General features: G+C 58.7%; 12 protein-coding genes, 1 tRNA gene, 2 rRNA genes and 1 pseudogene (1 of these 16 running past the window's edge). 11 read left to right on the plus strand and 5 right to left on the minus strand.

What is annotated here, in order from left to right; genetic code table 11:
* The 4 genes from LPU83_RS38560 to LPU83_RS73925 all read left to right on the plus strand — a co-directional run.
* Window positions 1-1,262: ribosomal RNA gene (locus tag LPU83_RS38560) — 23S ribosomal RNA — on the plus strand; it begins 1,640 nt to the left of the window's first position.
* A gap of 182 nt (window positions 1,263-1,444) precedes the next feature.
* A 5S ribosomal RNA gene (rrf, locus tag LPU83_RS38565) occupies window positions 1,445-1,559 on the plus strand.
* Window positions 1,560-1,694: 135 nt separating this feature from the next.
* Window positions 1,695-1,771 (plus strand) — tRNA-Met (locus tag LPU83_RS38570).
* A 34-nt stretch (window positions 1,772-1,805) separates the two neighbouring features.
* Entirely contained in the window at window positions 1,806-2,033 is a 228-nt protein-coding gene (locus tag LPU83_RS73925; RefSeq protein ID WP_225039765.1) for a substrate-binding domain-containing protein, read from the plus strand.
* A 368-nt stretch (window positions 2,034-2,401) separates the two neighbouring features.
* On the opposite strand, the gene LPU83_RS38580 is transcribed toward LPU83_RS73925, so the two are convergent.
* Window positions 2,402-2,881 (minus strand): GNAT family N-acetyltransferase, encoded by a 480-nt coding sequence (locus LPU83_RS38580; RefSeq protein ID WP_024316213.1) that lies wholly within the window; start codon window positions 2,879-2,881, stop codon window positions 2,402-2,404.
* Between the two features lie 579 nt (window positions 2,882-3,460).
* Between LPU83_RS38580 and LPU83_RS73930 the strand changes: the two are divergent.
* Window positions 3,461-3,650, plus strand: a pseudogene (locus LPU83_RS73930) (hypothetical protein).
* Between the two features lie 635 nt (window positions 3,651-4,285).
* Here the strand turns inward: LPU83_RS73930 and LPU83_RS38590 are convergent.
* Window positions 4,286-5,992: an adenylate/guanylate cyclase domain-containing protein gene (locus tag LPU83_RS38590; RefSeq protein WP_024316214.1), complete on the minus strand. Its 1,707-nt coding sequence runs from the start codon at window positions 5,990-5,992 to the stop codon at window positions 4,286-4,288.
* Window positions 5,993-6,302: 310 nt separating this feature from the next.
* Between LPU83_RS38590 and LPU83_RS38595 the strand changes: the two genes are divergently transcribed.
* The 3 genes from LPU83_RS38595 (at window position 6,303) to LPU83_RS38605 (ending at window position 9,235) form a co-directional block, all read left to right on the plus strand.
* Window positions 6,303-6,596, plus strand: a complete 294-nt coding sequence (locus LPU83_RS38595; RefSeq protein WP_024316215.1) for a hypothetical protein — start codon at window positions 6,303-6,305, stop codon at window positions 6,594-6,596.
* Window positions 6,597-6,654: 58 nt separating this feature from the next.
* Window positions 6,655-7,764 carry an AI-2E family transporter gene (locus LPU83_RS38600; protein ID WP_065814340.1) on the plus strand — a complete coding sequence of 370 codons (1,110 nt, stop codon included), beginning with the start codon at window positions 6,655-6,657 and terminating at the stop codon, window positions 7,762-7,764.
* Window positions 7,765-8,350: 586 nt separating this feature from the next.
* Complete coding sequence (locus tag LPU83_RS38605) at window positions 8,351-9,235, plus strand: DUF2971 domain-containing protein (protein WP_024316217.1); 885 nt, start codon at window positions 8,351-8,353, stop codon at window positions 9,233-9,235.
* Between the two features lie 360 nt (window positions 9,236-9,595).
* Here LPU83_RS38605 and LPU83_RS38610 read toward each other — a convergent pair whose 3' ends face one another.
* Window positions 9,596-11,395: a diguanylate cyclase gene (locus LPU83_RS38610; protein ID WP_024316218.1), complete on the minus strand. Its 1,800-nt coding sequence runs from the start codon at window positions 11,393-11,395 to the stop codon at window positions 9,596-9,598.
* A 276-nt stretch (window positions 11,396-11,671) separates the two neighbouring features.
* Here LPU83_RS38610 and LPU83_RS38615 point away from each other — a divergent pair, with 276 nt between their 5' ends.
* Both LPU83_RS38615 and LPU83_RS38620 read left to right on the plus strand, forming a co-directional pair.
* Window positions 11,672-12,376: a GntR family transcriptional regulator gene (locus tag LPU83_RS38615; protein WP_024316219.1), complete on the plus strand. Its 705-nt coding sequence runs from the start codon at window positions 11,672-11,674 to the stop codon at window positions 12,374-12,376.
* A gap of 122 nt (window positions 12,377-12,498) precedes the next feature.
* Window positions 12,499-13,461, plus strand: a complete 963-nt coding sequence (locus LPU83_RS38620) for a dihydrodipicolinate synthase family protein (RefSeq protein ID WP_024316220.1) — start codon at window positions 12,499-12,501, stop codon at window positions 13,459-13,461.
* 47 nt (window positions 13,462-13,508) lie between these two features.
* On the opposite strand, the gene LPU83_RS38625 is transcribed toward LPU83_RS38620, so the two are convergent.
* On the minus strand, window positions 13,509-14,846 hold the full coding sequence (locus LPU83_RS38625; protein ID WP_197901939.1) for an IS4 family transposase: 1,338 nt from the start codon (window positions 14,844-14,846) through the stop codon (window positions 13,509-13,511).
* Window positions 14,847-14,940: 94 nt separating this feature from the next.
* The gene (locus tag LPU83_RS38630; protein WP_024316221.1) at window positions 14,941-15,978 is read right to left on the minus strand and encodes an Ldh family oxidoreductase; all 1,038 of its coding nucleotides are present in this window, start codon (window positions 15,976-15,978) and stop codon (window positions 14,941-14,943) included.
* A 150-nt stretch (window positions 15,979-16,128) separates the two neighbouring features.
* Here LPU83_RS38630 and LPU83_RS38635 point away from each other — a divergent pair, with 150 nt between their 5' ends.
* Window positions 16,129-17,646: an aldehyde dehydrogenase (NADP(+)) gene (locus LPU83_RS38635; RefSeq protein WP_024316222.1), complete on the plus strand. Its 1,518-nt coding sequence runs from the start codon at window positions 16,129-16,131 to the stop codon at window positions 17,644-17,646.
* Window positions 17,647-17,773: the final 127 nt, after the last annotated feature.

Consider the following 17,773-nt stretch of genomic DNA (forward strand, 5'->3'; position numbering starts at 1 on the left):
GTACCCGAAACCGACACAGGTGGTCAGGTAGAGTATACCAAGGCGCTTGAGAGAACTATGTTGAAGGAACTCGGCAAATTGCACGCGTAACTTCGGAAGAAGCGTGACCCCATGATACGCAAGTATGGTGGGGTGGCACAGACCAGGGGGTAGCGACTGTTTATCAAAAACACAGGGCTCTGCGAAGTCGCAAGACGACGTATAGGGTCTGACGCCTGCCCGGTGCTGGAAGGTTAAGAGGAGAGGTGCAAGCTTTGAATCGAAGCCCCAGTAAACGGCGGCCGTAACTATAACGGTCCTAAGGTAGCGAAATTCCTTGTCGGGTAAGTTCCGACCTGCACGAATGGCGTAACGACTTCCCCGCTGTCTCCAACATAGACTCAGTGAAATTGAATTCCCCGTGAAGATGCGGGGTTCCTGCGGTCAGACGGAAAGACCCCGTGCACCTTTACTATAGCTTTACACTGGCATTCGTGTCGGCATGTGTAGGATAGGTGGTAGGCTTTGAAGCGGGGACGCCAGTTTCCGTGGAGCCATCCTTGAAATACCACCCTTATCGTCATGGATGTCTAACCGCGGTCCGTTATCCGGATCCGGGACAGTGTATGGTGGGTAGTTTGACTGGGGCGGTCGCCTCCGAAAGAGTAACGGAGGCGCGCGATGGTGGGCTCAGACCGGTCGGAAATCGGTCGTCGAGTGCAATGGCATAAGCCCGCCTGACTGCGAGACTGACAAGTCGAGCAGAGACGAAAGTCGGTCATAGTGATCCGGTGGTCCCGCGTGGAAGGGCCATCGCTCAACGGATAAAAGGTACGCCGGGGATAACAGGCTGATGACCCCCAAGAGTCCATATCGACGGGGTTGTTTGGCACCTCGATGTCGGCTCATCGCATCCTGGGGCTGGAGCAGGTCCCAAGGGTTTGGCTGTTCGCCAATTAAAGCGGTACGTGAGCTGGGTTCAGAACGTCGTGAGACAGTTCGGTCCCTATCTGCCGTGGGTGTAGGAATATTGACAGGATCTGTCCCTAGTACGAGAGGACCGGGATGGACATATCTCTGGTGGACCTGTTGTCCTGCCAAGGGCATAGCAGGGTAGCTACATATGGAATGGATAACCGCTGAAGGCATCTAAGCGGGAAACCAACCTGAAAACGAGTATTCCCTATCAGAGCCGTGGAAGACGACCACGTTGATAGGCCGGGTGTGGAAGCGCAGCAATGTGTGAAGCTTACCGGTACTAATAGCTCGATTGGCTTGATCGTTCTCATTGACCATGCTCATCACAGGGCGAATGCAAAGCATTCGTCCCGACCCCGGCAAGCGCAAGGCGCTTGTCCGCTCAAGGTGATGTTAAGACGTGTTCACCCGGCGAACATCAAATGTTCGCCCGGAAAAAAGAGGTCGCAAGACCTCTGCCAGCTTCTCAATTGTTGCGCTTCGCTGACCTGGTGGTCATGGCGGGGCGGCTGCACCCGTTCCCATTCCGAACACGGCCGTGAAACGCCCCAGCGCCTATGGTACTTCGTCTTAAGACGCGGGAGAGTCGGTCGCTGCCAGGTCTGCTAAACGCAACATACAATCTTCTCATCACAACAAACGGCCCAAGCCGAAAACAAAGGGCCGCCCAAAGCGGTCCTTTCCGCTTTGAACACCATAACGCAGAGCGTATACTTCCGGGGACAACGTCCCCTTGGCGCGGGGTGGAGCAGCCCGGTAGCTCGTCAGGCTCATAACCTGAAGGCCGCAGGTTCAAATCCTGCCCCCGCAACCAAATCTTCCCAACCAACCAAAATAACCAGACCCAGATGCGCTGGCGATCCTGGCGCATCCGTCGTGCTCGATTCCGACTTCACGACTTCACGGCAGATGACCGTATCGAGGAATTTACGCGGCTGGGGATCAATGTTCCGGCAGACTTCGCCGTCCTCGGCTGCGGCAATGCAGAGGAAGGACTTTACTGCCAGCCACGCCTTTCGACCATCCGACCATCCGACCAGTGTGGCTCGCCTTGGAAGAGGTTGGGCGTTACTTGATCGAAGGGATTGCCTCTACGAAGCCACCCTTCCCAAGCGATTTTACGGAATTATGGATCGGACGGAGACATTTTCCGCTTGCGTCAAGAACGGACGTTCAGGTAATCAACGACCATAGCGGTTCGGTACGCTAGTAGCACTATCCAAATAGAGCATTTAACCCGAACGGGCAGGCAAACCACATAAGTCTGCCGTGTACGCAAAGCTATATTTTATCGGTAGCAAATGCGCCTTTCTCTGCTTTTATCCCTCTGCTTGATAGCTTGGCGATATGCACGATCAAAGGCTCCCCTTGGTTCCGACAAGCCAAATTATACTAGACGTAGCCATTAGAAGCAGAGCGCTGAGGCCAAGAAAAATAGAGAATTCTAGCCGCGGGCAAACGCCGCCAGCGTCTCTCCCGCCATCCGATAGCGGATCCATTCCTTCTGCGGCTCCGCGCCGATCGCCTCATAGACACGGATCGAAGATTCGTTCCAGTCGAGCACACTCCATTCAAAGCGGCCGCAGCTCTTCTCTAGCGCGATCTGTGCAAGACGCCGCAGCAGCGCCTTGCCGGCCCCCGAGCCGCGCGCGTCCGGTGTTACGTAGAGATCTTCCAGATAAAGGCCGTTCTTCGCCTGCCAAGTCGAATAGCTGAAGAAATAGACCGCCATGCCGATCGCTTGGCCTTCGCGTTCGCAGATCAGCGCATGCGTGACAGAACCGTCGCCGAAGATCGCCGCGCGTGTGCTCTCCTCGGTCGCCTCGACCTCGTGGATCGCCTTTTCATAGTCGGCCAATTCGCGGACGAATCGCAGGATCGTTGCCGCGTCTAAAGGCGTCGCGGGGCGTACGGTAACGGTCATGTGAGAAGGCTCCTGATCTGGCGCTCCAGATGAAAGAAACGTCCCGGCCTGTCAACTGCATGAAGTGCAGAGTGCATCTGTAGGCCTGCAGTTTTGTTCCCGCACTGCTCCACGGCAGCTCTGCGGTTCGATTCACGTCGAGGCGGTGTAGCATTCGATTGAAATGCCTTGGCTGGGTTCTCAAGCCACCGGCCAAAAATCGACGACTTCCTGTTCCGTCTTGCCCGCCTCAATGCCACGTACTCGTGCCCACTATCGAGGTTGCGATCAAGTCCCGAACGGCGTGAAGGTCCGTCAAAACGCAATCGCAGCGGCCAAGAACATCTGGAGTAGGCTAAACCAGATCAGGCACCATGATGATCATCGCTCCTGCGCTTGATGCCGAGAGAACCCCATTTCGGGAGTCCTCAAGGCAACGCATTCGGCAATGGGCAGATTGAGCCTGGGGGGCGGGATGGATGATTTCGGAATGCGGGGGCGGATTGCCTCGGAACCTGCATGATGACCTCCCGTGCACTTGGGAGGGCGTGATAGATTGCGCGCTCAGGGTAGGAAATCACCTCTCAAGGAGACGCATAGATAAACCGATTTCTGGCATTTCTAGCGGCTGGAGCGCTGATCGGTCTTTCTACCATCATTTCGGCCTGCACAACGCCTGCAAACCGTGGTCATCAAGGTTTTACTGCAGCATATCAACAGAGATTATCCGCTAAACCCAGCCTGCGCGGATGGATTCAGACCCAGTAACGGCCGCTCCTGCAGCTATTAAGGGCGCTCACCGAGAATTCCGCACGTGAGCGTTCAAGCCGATTTTGGTAACCTCGGACTTTCTGAGAGAACTCGTGCTTGGGCTATGGAAACGCCATAAGATGCTATCAGCCACAGGCTGAGTGCGACCGCACGGGGCACCGGCTGTTCACCCGACGCCCACCGGCGGCTCGTGAGTTCATCGACGCCAAAAAGCTCTGCGGCGACGCTTGCTGTCAGCCCAGTGACAGCAAGCGCCGCCCTGTATTCGGACGGAGTCATTTGATGCGTTCCCGGCGCGATTTGCGCGCGTTTTATTTCGTTACGCCGCACCTTAACTTTCATTTAATTTCGTGATATCTAATAGACGACATTTATTTGTCTTTTTACGACGCGCCGCCTTTAGCTCTGGTTTCGCGCGTCGAGACCCGGAAGACGCAAGAGGAAACGAGCCCGGTCACTAGACATCGATTGCCGCGCGGTTTGAAGGAGACAACCTTCTGCTTCGACATTGATAGTAAGTCATCCACGGATGACCGAAGCGTAATCGACAGGCTACTTTACACAAGTTGGATCCGAAACGAATTTCAGGGGAGCGCGCCATGCGCGCCGGTCCCATAGGAGACCTTTATCACTGTCACCACCACGGCGTGCCCGTCAGCAGACGGCGATTTTCGTCATAAGGCGACCCTGCATTAGGATATTCTTAAATTTTGCCACGCAGGCTAATCGTGTCGCAGAAGTAATAGGTCGCGACAGGCAACATCGACTAGGCTGAAATTGGTCCGTCTCTTTGGAGGCGGACCTTTTGCTTTGACAAGAGATCAAAAAGCCACAAGAGCCATGCCTCCCTCTGCCCAACGTTTCAGACCTATTCCCGCAGGCATAAGTCCCGCTTCCTGGCGGTCTGGGCAAGTTTCCGCAGGAAGCCGGCGTTACCCGCTGCCCGCTGGATGACCGTCCGGCGCTGCGCATGGATGATGGCAAAGTTAACTCGATCTGGCAAAGGTGAGGGCCAGCGACATCATCCCCGATCGCGCTGAACCGGCGCTGCATGACAAAGGTCCGCCCAGCGGCCAGATTGGCGGCGTAGTCGTCCGGCTCGAGTTGCAGGGCGATCGCACATTGGCGCTCCGCCTCCTCAAACTGTCCCCTGTATAGAAACAGCAGCGCCTTTCCGGCGTGGGCGCTGGCGAGGCCGGCATCGAGTTCGAGGGCGCGGTCGATTTCCGCTTCGCCCGTCTCGGTGCCACCGATGCTGCGCCTGAGGCGATTGAGCGTTTCGCCAAGAAGTGCCCAGGCACGCGCGTTGCCCGGTTCCAAGTCGGTCACGCGGCGGCAGAGCCGGATGATCAGCGGCAAGTGCCGCTCCGATCCCGTGATATTGTATTGCCGTGCCAGAAGAAACAGCTTGTACGCCTCGGGGTCGGTCGGGGCATAACGCTCGAGCGCCTGGCGTTCTGCGGGCAGCAGGCGAAGCCGGAGCGCCTCAACGACGGCCTTTGCGAGGTCTGACTGCAGCGCCAGGACGTCCTTGATATCCCGGTCGAAGCGCTCGGCCCAGACGGTCGCATCGTTTGTCCCGTCGACCAACTGCGCGGAAAGGCGGATTCGTTCACCTGCCTTGCGTACCTTGCCTTCGAGCACATAGGCTACATTCAGCTGCTGCGCGATCGCTCGCGCGCTCTGAGCCTTCATGCTGAAGGACGTCGCGCGGGAGATCACCGTGAGAGACGAGAGCTTGCTCAGATCGATGATGATGTCCTCGGTGACGCCTGCGCTGAAGTAGTCCTGCTCCGGATCGCCGCTGATATTGGCGAACGGCAAGACGCAGATCCCGATCCGCTCGCGACTGGATCTGGCCTCCGCCGGCGAATCACCCTGGATGGCGAAGACCCGGATGGGCCGCTCAATGTTCTTCAGCGACATTGGCCCGAGATCTTCAAGGGCAACGTTCAACTTTCCGCCTACGTGCTCGCGCACTGTCTCCGAGAGTATGATACCACCCGGCTGGGCGAGGGCCTGCAACCGCGCTGCGATGTTGACTCCTTCGCCGTAGAGATCGCCGTCCTCGACGATCACATCTCCCAGATTGAGGCCCATGCGGAAGCGAAGGGTTGGGTCGGTTGCCGAAGCCACGCTTTGCAGCGCGATAGCGCCCGCTGTCGCATCAACGGCGCTTGCGAACTCAATCAGGGCGCCGTCGCCCATGAGTTTGACGATGCGACCATGGTGTCGTTCTAGCACAGGATCGAATGCCGCAAACGCCGCCTTGACGCGGGCAAGCGTGCCAGCCTCGTCGCGCCCCATCAGCTTGCTGTAACTGGCGACATCGATGCAGAGAACAGCAGCCAGTTTGCGCATGCAACCATTCCTGTGAAGGTGAACGCTTGCGACGAAAGCTCGGATTTGCGTCTGGCCAGTCCATCACATTCTGACATCGGAAACAAGCGAGTGAACTTGATTGTCGGCCTGGCCTAGTGCGTGATGAATCCGGCGCTGATCGGTACCTATGATCAGCGAGATCGACCGCCTGCTGGTCAAGCCGATTGAGATCGGGCACGGAGATTTATAAACGGTCAAGTAGTAGATTCCGCTCATATACAGTGCTACGTTCCTGGTTGTATTCCAGGGGCCGCTGGTTCGGAGGACGCCATGTTCCGATTGGGCAAGGATGGGAAGCGCTGCCAATGCCGATGATGTGGGAGAATTGAAGCGACTGTTCTCTCCCGCGTTGACGCCCCGCCAGAACACCATTCTGACCCATCTGGCCAACTGGTACACCAATACCGAGGCATTGTGCATGGCGACGTCGGGCAATGCGGATCTTCTCGAGCTTTCAAGCCTGCGCACGCCGTATGCCGGAAAACTCGGCGTCATCGAAGAAGGCGCGTTCGCCGATATGCTAGTCTGGGACGGCAATCCGCTTGATTACCTTAGGACGATTGAAATCCGCAATGGAAGCTGAGTGTCGTCATCAAGGATGGACGGATCTTCAAGAATACACTCTAGGCGACGAGGAAACGATGCTGGCACGGAGAACGGTTCCTGCAACCCCGGTTCTGATTGCGGTGCTTCTCCTCGTTGCCATGCTCTCTATGGCAAAGACCGTTCTTGCTCCGTTGACATTTGCCCTCCTGGTGATTGCTCTTCTGTGGCCTATGCAGCGCCGCATGCAGAGGATTGTTCCGCGATATGTCGCGCTCCTCGTTAGCCTGTTCGTCGTCGTGATGGCCTTCGTGGTTTTCGCATGGATCGTGGCCTGGTCCTTCGGGCAGGTGGGGCGGTGGGTCATTGCCGACGCGTCGCGCTTCCAGCAGCATTACGAGGAAATCCGTCTATGGCTTGAGGACCACGGCATCGTCGTTGCGGTGCTTTCGGCCGACAGCTTCTCAACGGCTTCCATCCTGCGCGCCGTTCAGACCGTCAGCAGCCGCGTCAACAGCGCCTTCAGCTTCTGGCTGATCGCACTGACATACGTTCTGCTTGGAATAATGGAGGTCGAGGATTTCGAGCGCAGGATTGCCGGAATGCGAAGTCAGGTCGCGAGAAAACTCCTCCTGGACGGCAGCCGCCAAACGGCGCAGAAACTTCGACGCTATATGGCTATCAGGACGGTGATGAGCATCGCAACCGGGCTGCTTGTATGGCTTTTCGCACGCGCGGTCGGTCTGCCCCTCGCCGAGGAATGGGGTGCCATAGCATTCGCCCTGAACTATATCCCGTTTATTGGACCGCTGGTAGCAACGCTGTTCCCCACGATGTTTGCCCTCATTCAGTTCGACAGCTGGCAGTCGGTACTGGCGATCTTCCTGGGACTGAATCTCATACAATTTACGATCGGCAGCTACATCGAGCCACGTGTCTCGGGCAACGCGCTGTCCCTTTCGCCCGTCATCGTGCTGTTTTCCGTATTCGCCTGGGGTTACCTTTGGGGAATATTCGGTGCATTCATCGGCGTCCCGATCTCGATCGCCTTGCTGACGTTTTGCCGTCATCATCCATCCAGCCAATGGGTCGTTGAGCTGTTGGAGCCGGTGGCGAGGGCGACGCGGCACCACCACCGCCCTAGATCTGCGGCGCGATTCGGGCAGCCTCGACTGCCTTCAGCCTTCCGGAGTTTCCCCCGGGGCTGATAGTTGGGAAGTCGACCGGCCGGCAGCATTGCCAAGAGACCTCGATTTCGTGTTGATACGTAGCGCCTCTGCCCTCCCCTCGGGGTGGCATTTGTGTTCCCGATTACCGTCGCAAGTCGATCATTGCTTCTGACAAAGGTGATGCTATCGAGATTCACCTCGGACTGGATCTCGATCGGCAATGTCGTTTTCTGGCAATTGGCGCACGACTGCCGAACTGAGGAGGCCCACCAGCAACGCCCTGCAACGGCAGTGCCGACATAGGAAATTTTGCAGTCACGAAAAGGGTCTGGAAGTTCCGTACACACTTCTCCCTTACAATCTCGGCAAGCCTGACAGCATTCAACGAATGTTTCTTGTCCTGGTTGTGGGACGATAGTCTCTTAGAGTAGAGTATCCTTTACAACAGGTAAGTGAAATGCCGGAAGGCGGTTCCTCGGTATGGGCAAGCAATCCTGTCTGGGAATGTCGGGATCGCCACATGTTGATCGGGAAAATTAAACCAGGTCGCTTCGCCGATAAGAGGCGGACGCACATTCCGACCCGGGACGAGTAGAGTGGTTCTGCCCCCAACGGAGCTCGACCGATGCCAAACCTGATTGATAATCACCTGTCCCTTTTGCCGACATCGCCCGGCAGGGTTAGTGCGACAAGGCGGCCGCGGCTTTTCCACTACACAACGCTTCAAGGGTTTCTGGGTATTGTCGGCTCGAAAGTGATATGGGCGACAAATATCCATTATCTGAATGATTCAGAGGAGTTCGCCTACGGCCTCGGCTATCTAAGGACAGAAGCGGAAGCCCGCGCAAAAAACGCATCCTCAGGACATCAGGCCATATTGCTTCGGGTTGCCTCTCTCGTTGATTACTTCAAGCAGGGATATGTCTACACAGCGTCGTTTGCGGAGGACGATGACCTCCTGAGCCAGTGGAGGGGCTATGGTGCCGGAGGGGGTGTATGCCTGGGGTTTGTTGTCGGTGACCTGCAAAGGATTGCGAATAGGTCGGGTTTCCGCCTGATTAAGTGCATCTATGAGCAAAGCCAAAAAGCAGCACTCGCTAAGGAATTCATAGTTCATTCTTTGACGACGATCGATGCCACCACCACGTTGGACGATGAGCGGGTCGAGGAGTTTGCAAACCAGATCGTCACCCGCTACCAGCAACTGGCATGTGCCTTTAAGGATCCGTCCTTTCGCGAGGAATGCGAATGGCGCATCATTTCGAAGTTTGTGCCGCTTGACCATCCGTCTGTAAAAGTCCGTGGGACGGTAACGATGCTGGTGCCGTACTTCGAGGTCGACCTCGATCTGGGTCAAGATAGCCAGGGACGGACGAACATTGGGATTGATACCCTGGTCATCGGCCCCAGCCTGCAGAAGGAGCGAATTCTCCAGGCAGCTTCGATCGCCACTAAGCACTTGACCATTGAAGCTTCAAGGCCATCCGAGATCCCATACCGATCGCTATAGCAGCGCCTTTCGGACGGGCGCGAAGCTTGGCGACGAACTGCCGACTTAGACTAATGTCCGCCGCGCTGCAGCGGATGGTTTCATTAGGAGACACTCGCGCTCCAAGCACCCGCTGAACGTCCCCTTTTTATGACGGCGGCGACAGGCTCGTTGAGGTTCGCGATGTGGGAGGGCGCGGTTTCGCGATGATTTCAGTAACGAGGAAATTGGTTACACCTGAAATCTGGCGCGCCGGGCAAGCAGTATCGCAGGCTGAGTCGGCCTCAAGGTCTTGCGCTCTGGCATCGGGCTTGCAGCAGCGGTGCCGCCTTCAGTGGAAGGCGGAGGTGTGTGCTTGCCGCAGCGGACGGCCGTGAAGGCCTACCCGGCAAGGCGGTGATTGGGTGATCCGTCGGACCCGTCGACGAGAGTAATGTTTCTGCCCTCCGATTTCGCCCGAAGCAGGGCAGCGTCTGCTCTTTGCAGCAGAGTGGCGGCTGGCTTGCCATCTTCCGTCGAGGCAATCCCGATTGACACGGTCACAGTCCCCAGCGGCCGCCCCTGATAGGTGACGGGCGCGGCCTCGACTGCGCTACGAAGCTTCTCTGCAATATCGATGGCAGACCTCCCCGTTGCCTCGGGCAGAACAATCGTGAACTCCTCGCCGCCGAAGCGGTAGACCGAACCTGACTTGCCGGCCGTGTCGGCCATGAGTGTCGCGACCTGCCGCATCACATGATCGCCGGCATCGTGTCCGAACTCGTCATTGAAGCGCTTGAAGTGATCGATGTCGACCATCAAGCAGGCCGTCGGGCGATCCACGGTGTCTCGGCGTAGCCGGTTCATTTCGTCGTCCAGCGAGCGGCGGTTCAGAAGACCTGTGAGGGGATCTCTTATGGCAAGATGTGTCAGTCGGTCTCTAAGCTGCAGATTAGCGATCGCCAGTCCGATATTCTCCGCGATGATTTCGATGTAGAGCCTTGCAGTCACCATGGCCTTGCCGCCATCCGTTCCCTCGAAATAGAGGAGCCCGACCGTATCGCCGTGGGCGGACAGCGGTATGCAGATGCACGCATCGTCCCCCTCCTCCAGATGCTGGCAGGGTACATCGTCGCGAGAATGGTCGCTGACATGGGGTCTGCCGCGTCTCAATCCCCAGCATTCCGCCGGCGCCAACACGTCGTGCGACCGGCTGGGCTGAAGCCAACGGCTGGCGGAGGTCAGTGCCGACCGACCGCCGTTCATGAGGTACAAGTGTCCGGCGAGGTGCGGAAAGATCTGGGGCGCGAAAAGGGAAACGACCTCGGCAAGTTCTTCCTGCTGCTGGCAGGCCTGAAGCCGATGCATCAAGTGAAGGATGTGATCCTTCGTCTTCTGGTCACGCCGCCGCTCGGCATCCAGGCGCTCTCGTTCCAGGCCATTGTCTCGGAAGATCTGGATCGCCTCGTTCATCTCGCCGATTTCGTCGCGGCGACTGTCGGGAAGCACCTCGACGTCGTAATCCTGTTTCGCCAGTCGATTGACGATCCCGGTCATTCGGAGCAGTGGCGTTGCCACCCGACGCTTCAAGACAAAATACAGGACGCCGATGAAGACGGCGGCGGTCAGCCCTAACATGGACTTGGCTATGGTATCCCAGAGATCGGTTCGCGCTCTTGCGCCAGCGAACTCGTCGTCGGCGCGGGTCGCGACAAGATCGATAAAATGCTGAACACTGGCGAGGAGGTCGGTCTGCAAGCGTTCGTGCTCCGGTCCAAAAAGGGTTTGCCGCGCACCGTCGCGATTGCCGTTTGCGTAGTCGGCAATCGCTTTTTCCTCGATCTGGTCCAGTGCTTCCGCATCACTTTCCAGCCGGCGTAGCGCAACGAGCTCCTGTGGCGACAGGTCGGTCGACTTCAAGCCCTTGATTGCGTGTTCGCGAGCGCGTTCCTCTCCTTCAGCGCTGCGAAATGCCTGAAGATGGCGCTCCTCTCCTCGCATCACGAACAAACGAGCGTCTTCGGTGGTCTGTTCGGCTGCTACGGCCAGCTCATCAACAAGCTCGTCGAGCTGCCGGCGGGTCTCGACCGCGGTTCGTTCGCGAACGGCGCTATGGGCGGACAAAATGAACGCTCCGCCTGAGAGAATGGTGAGCATAACCGTGACGGCGTATGCCCAGTTGGTGATCGTACTGATCCGCATCCTGTCTCTACTCCGCGACACATGGTTCGCCTGAGTGGGCGTCCTGCGATGCTAAACTAGGGCGATAAATGAGCACTTAAATCAGACTATCCAGCCGAAACGCAAGGCTGGCACCAACGAAAGCGTCGCTGGCAGTCTATCACGTTGTCAATGGGTGCCGCGGCCCCTTTTGTCTATTTCCCGTGACGTCGTGCCCATTCACTCGCCGGGGTTGCCGGCGCTATTGATCCCGCGCGCGAGAAAAAGTATTCCTTTTGTCGACAAGAGGATTCTAGGATGACTGATACCGACACGAATTCCACTCCCGAACGCAAGCGCGGCTCCGGCGTCAAGATGGTCTACGACCTCTTGCGTGATGAGATCCTTGACTTGGTTTTGCCGCCCGGCAGCCCGATCGATGAGGTGCAACTGGCCGAGCGGTTCAAGATGTCGCGCACGCCGATCCGTGAGGCGCTGGTGCGACTGGCGGGCGAAGGGCTGATCGACACGCTGCCCAATCGTTCGACCATGGTCTCGAGCATTGATTTCCTCAACATGCACACCTTCTTCGATGCCTTGGTACTAATGTATCGCGTGACCACACGCCTGGCCGCCCAGTATCACCGCGCCGAGGATTTGCAGGTGATCCGCGCGCATCAGGCCGACTTCGCCGCCGCCGTGGCGGCGCAGGATGCTTTGGCGATGATTGCCACCAACGCCGCCTTCCATTCGGCCATCGCCGAGGCCGGACGCAACGCCTATTTCACCGGCCTCTTCAATCGCCTTCTCGATGAGGGGCGGCGCATCCTGCGGCTCTACTACCAATCCTATGAGGATCGCCTGCCACAGCGTTTTGTTGATGAGCATGAGGACATTATCGCCGTCATCGCCGCGCGCGACAGCGAAGCCGCCGATCGCTTGGCAACGATCCATGCCGAGCAGATCGTACAGCAAATACAGAAGCTTTTTGCCCGCGGCGGAAAGCTGGATATCACCCTTTGATAGGCTGCATAATTTTTGTCGACAAATAATATGCAAGTGCTATAACGGCTCTCGAAGACGCGGGGACCGGCGCCAGTGGCGCGTCGATCCCTGTCCGTCCGCCAGGCAACAGGAGTTTCGCAATGAAGGCCAAGATTTTCTCCGGTGTGATTCCGGCTCTGATGACCCCCTGCAAGGAGGATCGTACCCCCGACTTCGATGCCCTCGTCCGCAAGGGACAAGAGCTGATTGCGCAGGGTATGTCGGCCGTCGTTTACTGCGGCTCCATGGGTGACTGGCCGCTCCTGACCGACGCGCAGCGCATGGAAGGCGTCGAGCGCCTGGTAAAGGCCGGCATCCCGGTCATCGTTGGTACCGGCGCCGTCAACAGCGCCTCTGCTGTTGCGCACGCGGCCCATGCCCAGAAGGTTGGGGCGCAGGGCCTGATGGTCATCCCACGCGTCCTGTCGCGTGGCTCGGTGATTGCGGCCCAGAAGGCGCATTTCAAGGCGATCCTGTCGGCTGCGCCTGATCTTCCGGCGGTCATCTACAACAGCCCTTACTATGGCTTCGCCACGCGCGCGGATCTGTTTTTCGCGCTGCGTGCCGAGCATCCGAACCTCGTCGGCTTCAAGGAATTCGGCGGCGCCGCTGACATGCGTTATGCCGCAGAAAACATCACCAGCCGAGATGATGGCGTTTCGTTGATGATCGGCGTCGACACGGCCGTCTTCCACGGCTTCGTAAACTGCGGTGCGACGGGTGCCATCACTGGCATCGGCAACGTCCTGCCGAAGGAAGTGCTGCATCTCTGCAACCTCGCCAAAGCCGCCGCTGCCGGCAATGCCGATGCCCGCCAGCGGGCGCTGGAGCTCGAGCAAGCGCTTGCCGTTCTCTCCTCGTTTGACGAAGGTCCGGACCTCGTGCTGTTCTTCAAACACATGATGGTGCTGAAGGGAGACAAGGAATACACACTGCACTTCAACGAAACCGACGTCCTGACGGACAGCCAGCGTGGCTACGTCGAGGCGCAACTCAAGCTCTTCAACACCTGGTATGCTGAATGGAGCAAGCTTTCCGGTGCTGTTGAGAAATACAAGGCCTGATTTCAAAGGCTCTCAACTGAAAGGCCCCGCTTACGCAGTAATGCAGTTCACTTAGGTTTGCTTACGGCTCTTATCGGGTATCTGGCAGGCAGTTTTTTGACGACACGGGGGCATGATCGCCCCCGTTTTTCTGTCAGCAGCAAGTCTGCCAATCTGTTTCTCAATCTGGTGAGGTGGGCGGGGATTTTGCCGGGTGCTTCGATCGCCATCCATCCCCATTCGTGACGCAGGTAATGCAGGGCTGTGATAAAGCTTAGTCGGGTTGGCTCGACTTGGGCTTCGGTCGCGACCTCTGCCATTTCGAGCCGCACCAGATTGTAGGCCAGCAACGCGCCCCAGACCTCCTGATAGACAGTCTCCGGCGTGCCGCTTCGCAGGGTCAGTTCGCTACCGAGAAGCTCCTGCTTGAGTTCGCGATAACTTGTCTCGATGCGCCATCGCTCTTCATACTGATGGACGATTTCGCTTGCCGGATAAGTTTGTCTGTCCATCAGCGATGTCAACAATATGCGCTTTTTGCCATGGCTGGTGGTCGTCTCGATGGCCCTGACCTCCCAGAAGGCCGGCAAGTCCGGTTCTGCCTGCCGCGCCTGGGGCGAGACCTTCATGCGCACCCGATAATCGGTGGGGTGCGGATCCAGTCGTTCCCATGTGCTGTTGGCTTTGGCCGGAATCAGCCAGTGACGCTCATGTCCCTTCGTCTGCAATTGCAAGAGAAGGCTGGCACTGAAGAAGCCCTTGTCGAAGACCGTCAGCGAATGGTCCGGAACCCGGTCGAGCAGGCTTTTGGCATAGAGCATCTCGTTTGTGCCATAGGCTCCGAACACCGCATCACGCACCAGATGCGTCGCCAGCGCCGTCAGCGTCAGCAGCCGCAATTGCGGATAGCTTGCGACAACGCCAGACGCGTAGGCCTGCGCTCCAAAATGCGCCCGGTTCTCCGGGCTGTCGGACGTCCGCAGCGTGCTGCCGTCCACGGCATAACGACAAAGACCCCGCCAGGCACGCCCGGATTGGTGGCGTTCATCCCAGCATGATGCACTCATTGCAAACAACTGCGCCAACGGTGCCTGACCCAAGCGCTGCCGTGCCTGTGTCAACGCGCTCTTGGCAATATCCGCGTTGACCTCATCGGGCAAAACCAGATCAAGATGGGCCACCACCTCCGGGATCGACTGATGACGATAAAGGGCCAACGCAATCACCAGCCAGACGACCTGCTCGGCTGGCAGCTTGCGCTTGCGGACGCTCGCCTTGCCTGTCGTGGCGAGAGCCTGAGCGATCCAGTCCGGGTCGATCGCCTGCGAAAGAGCCGATAATTCGGCCGAATGTCCAAGGGTGCGTGACATCACAAACAAAAACAGGATGGGAAAACGAATCCCCATCCTGAACCATCAAACTTGCCCGCAGCTCACTAAGTGAACTGCATTACTCCGTTTGGAGGGCCTTTTTGCATCGTCGGCAGTGTGAAGCCGTGGCTCAGGCCACCGCCTCCAAGCCGAGTGCGAACAACCGCTCGAGCTGCTTGATTTCGGCGTCGGTGAGCGTAATGCCATCGGCTTCGGATTTTGCGCGCGCCACATAGCGGCGCTGCGAGGGCAGGCGGGCGCCCTGGCCGACGATCGCCTCGAACAGTGTCTCTGCCCGCGCAAATGGATTGCCTGGCCGGCCGGCGGCGAAGGCTTCGGGGGAGAAGGCGATGATCAACTCGCCGTGGAAAGGGGCAAGCGTCGTCGTGCCGAGATAGTCGAGCACCTCGGGGCTCGTCAGGTCGCCGATCATGATGCCGGCCAGCAGCTCGATCATCGTGCCGATGGCTGACCCCTTGTGTCCGCCGAAGGGGAGCATGGCGCCGGCCAGTGCGGCTTCCGGATCGGTCGTCGGATTGCCGTCGGCATCGATCGCCCAGCCCTCAGGCAACGGCTTGCCGGCCCGCCGGTGCAGTTCGATCTCCCCGCGTGCGGCGACCGAGGTTGCAAAATCGAAGACATAGGGCGACTGGCCGACGCGCGGCCAGGCAAAGGCGAAGGGGTTGGTGCCAAGCAGCGGTTTGTTGCCGCCGGTCGGTGCAACGGTTGCATAGCTCGGGCACATGACCAGGCCGGCAAGTCCCTGTTCGGTCAGTCCTTCAGCTTCCGACCAGAGCGCGGAGAAATGCGTGCAGTCGTTGATGACGAGTGCTGCAAGTCCGCAGGAGCCGGCACGCTCCACGAGTGCCGGCAGGCCGAGTTCGAAGGCCGGATTGGCAAAGCCGCCCTTAGCATTGACCTTCACAATCGCCGAGCCTTCCTGCAGCAGCAGTTCCGGCACCGCATCCGGCTTCACCTTGCCCGCCTTCACGGTGCGCAGCGCACCCTCGATCCGGTAGATGCCGTGCGATTTGCAGGCATCCCGTTCGCCGGCCACGATCACGCGAGCGAGTGCGCCGGCTTGGATCTCGTTGAGGCCGGCCTTGCGGAAGATCGCATCGACCCGCTCCTGCAGTGCCGCGACGGTCAGGGTGGTGTTATCGCTCATCTTGTGTCCCTCATGGATGGCCCGGCCGCCAAAGGCGATCGAGTGTTGATGTTATAAATACATAGAGTATACAAAGATCCGACGCGTGCAATTCGCCTGCGGATGGATTTTCGCGTAAAGCACCCCGGGCTCTCAAGAAAGGAATCGCAGATGGTCTTCACTCCCAATGGAAAACACCTCGTCGCTGGCGAATGGCTCGACGGAGTTGGTACTTTTGCATCCGCGCCGGCGCATGGTCCAGTGCATCGGTTCGCCGTCGGCACGGTAGACCTGGTGAATCGCGCATGTGAAGCTGCCGAAGATGCATTCTGGAGCTACGGCTACTCCACTCGTGCGGAGCGAGCGGCGTTCCTGCGTGCCATTGCTGACGAGATCGAGGCTCGCGCCGAGGCGATCACAGAGATCGGTAGCCAGGAAACCGGTCTGCCGGAAGCGCGCCTGCAGGGCGAACGGGGTCGCACAACCGGCCAGTTACGGCTTTTCGCCGATCATATTGAAAAGGGCGAATATCTCGATCGCCGTCTCGATGCCGCGCTGCCCGACCGACAACCCGCGCCGCGGCCGGAGATCCGGCTCATCCAGCGCCCGATCGGCCCGGTTGGCGTCTTCGGCGCCTCGAACTTCCCGCTCGCCTTTTCAACTGCTGGTGGCGATACCGCGGCCGCGCTGGCGGCAGGTTGCCCTGTCGTCGTCAAGGGCCATTCGGCGCATCCAGGGACCGGTGAGATTGTCGCGCAGGCCATCGAGGTGGCCATCCGCAAGACGGGTGTCCATCCGGGCGTATTCTCGCTGATCCAGGGCGGCAGCCGCGAAGTTGGCCATGCGCTGGTGCAGCACCCACGGATCAAGGCGGTCGGCTTCACCGGCTCACTCGCCGGCGGCCGCGCCCTCTTCAATCTCTGCGCCACGCGACCGGAACCGATCCCGTTCTTTGGCGAGCTCGGTTCTGTCAATCCAATGTTTCTGCTGCCCGAAGCGTTGAGGGCGCGTGCCGAGACGCTCGGCCAGGGCTGGGCGGCGTCGCTGACGATGGGCGCCGGTCAGTTCTGCACCAACCCTGGGATCGCTGTAGTGACCGAGAGTGCCGACGCCGATCGCTTCGTAGCCGCGACGGTCGAGGCACTCGGCAAGGTGGCGCCGCAGACGATGCTGACGGATGGGATCGCGAAGGCCTATCAGGATGGGAAGGCGCGCTTTGCAACCCGCAATACGGTCAAGCCGCTGTTCGTCGGCGAAACCTCCAACCGTTCTGCCGCCCCGAACCTATTCGAGACGACGGGCGCGCAGTTCCTCGCCGATCACGCTCTGGGCGAAGAGGTCTTCGGACCGCTCGGTCTCGTGGTGCGCGTGGAGACAATCGATGAGATGGAGCAGCTTGCGCGCGGCTTCGAAGGCCAGTTGACGGCCACGATCCATATGGATGCGGGCGATCTTGCTGACGCGCGCCGCCTGCGTCCCGTGCTGGAGCGCAAGGCCGGACGCGTGCTGGTTAACGGGTTCCCCACTGGGGTCGAGGTGGTCGATTCCATGGTCCATGGCGGGCCCTATCCGGCGTCGACCAACTTTGGGGCCACCAGCGTCGGCACGATGTCGATCCGGCGTTTCCTGCGACCGGTCTCGTACCAGAACATGTCCGAAGAGCTTCTGCCGGAAGATTTTCTCGGCTGATCCCTACTGCCGATAGAAATAGCAAGGGCGGCCACGATTTGGCCGCCCTTTTTTGTCGACATGAATATCGATAATCTTATACTTTTTGTATACTGCATGTATTTTGATATTGATTTGCGCGCGCTGA

It is taken from the genome of Rhizobium favelukesii (assembly GCF_000577275.2).
Lineage (GTDB): Bacteria > Pseudomonadota > Alphaproteobacteria > Rhizobiales > Rhizobiaceae > Rhizobium > Rhizobium favelukesii.

Excerpts from the sequence above, each read along its gene's own strand:
- LPU83_RS73925 (WP_225039765.1), top strand. The coding sequence starts at position 1,806 with ATGCGCTGGCGATCCTGGCGCATCCGTCGTGCTCGATTCCGACTTCAC.
- LPU83_RS38580 (WP_024316213.1), bottom strand. The coding sequence starts at position 2,881 with ATGACCGTTACCGTACGCCCCGCGACGCCTTTAGACGCGGCAACGATC.
- LPU83_RS38590 (WP_024316214.1), bottom strand. The coding sequence starts at position 5,992 with ATGCGCAAACTGGCTGCTGTTCTCTGCATCGATGTCGCCAGTTACAGC.
- LPU83_RS38595 (WP_024316215.1), top strand. The coding sequence starts at position 6,303 with ATGGGAAGCGCTGCCAATGCCGATGATGTGGGAGAATTGAAGCGACTG.
- LPU83_RS38600 (WP_065814340.1), top strand. The coding sequence starts at position 6,655 with ATGCTGGCACGGAGAACGGTTCCTGCAACCCCGGTTCTGATTGCGGTG.
- LPU83_RS38605 (WP_024316217.1), top strand. The coding sequence starts at position 8,351 with ATGCCAAACCTGATTGATAATCACCTGTCCCTTTTGCCGACATCGCCC.
- LPU83_RS38610 (WP_024316218.1), bottom strand. The coding sequence starts at position 11,395 with ATGCGGATCAGTACGATCACCAACTGGGCATACGCCGTCACGGTTATG.
- LPU83_RS38615 (WP_024316219.1), top strand. The coding sequence starts at position 11,672 with ATGACTGATACCGACACGAATTCCACTCCCGAACGCAAGCGCGGCTCC.
- LPU83_RS38620 (WP_024316220.1), top strand. The coding sequence starts at position 12,499 with ATGAAGGCCAAGATTTTCTCCGGTGTGATTCCGGCTCTGATGACCCCC.
- LPU83_RS38625 (WP_197901939.1), bottom strand. The coding sequence starts at position 14,846 with ATGGGGATTCGTTTTCCCATCCTGTTTTTGTTTGTGATGTCACGCACC.
- LPU83_RS38630 (WP_024316221.1), bottom strand. The coding sequence starts at position 15,978 with ATGAGCGATAACACCACCCTGACCGTCGCGGCACTGCAGGAGCGGGTC.
- LPU83_RS38635 (WP_024316222.1), top strand. The coding sequence starts at position 16,129 with ATGGTCTTCACTCCCAATGGAAAACACCTCGTCGCTGGCGAATGGCTC.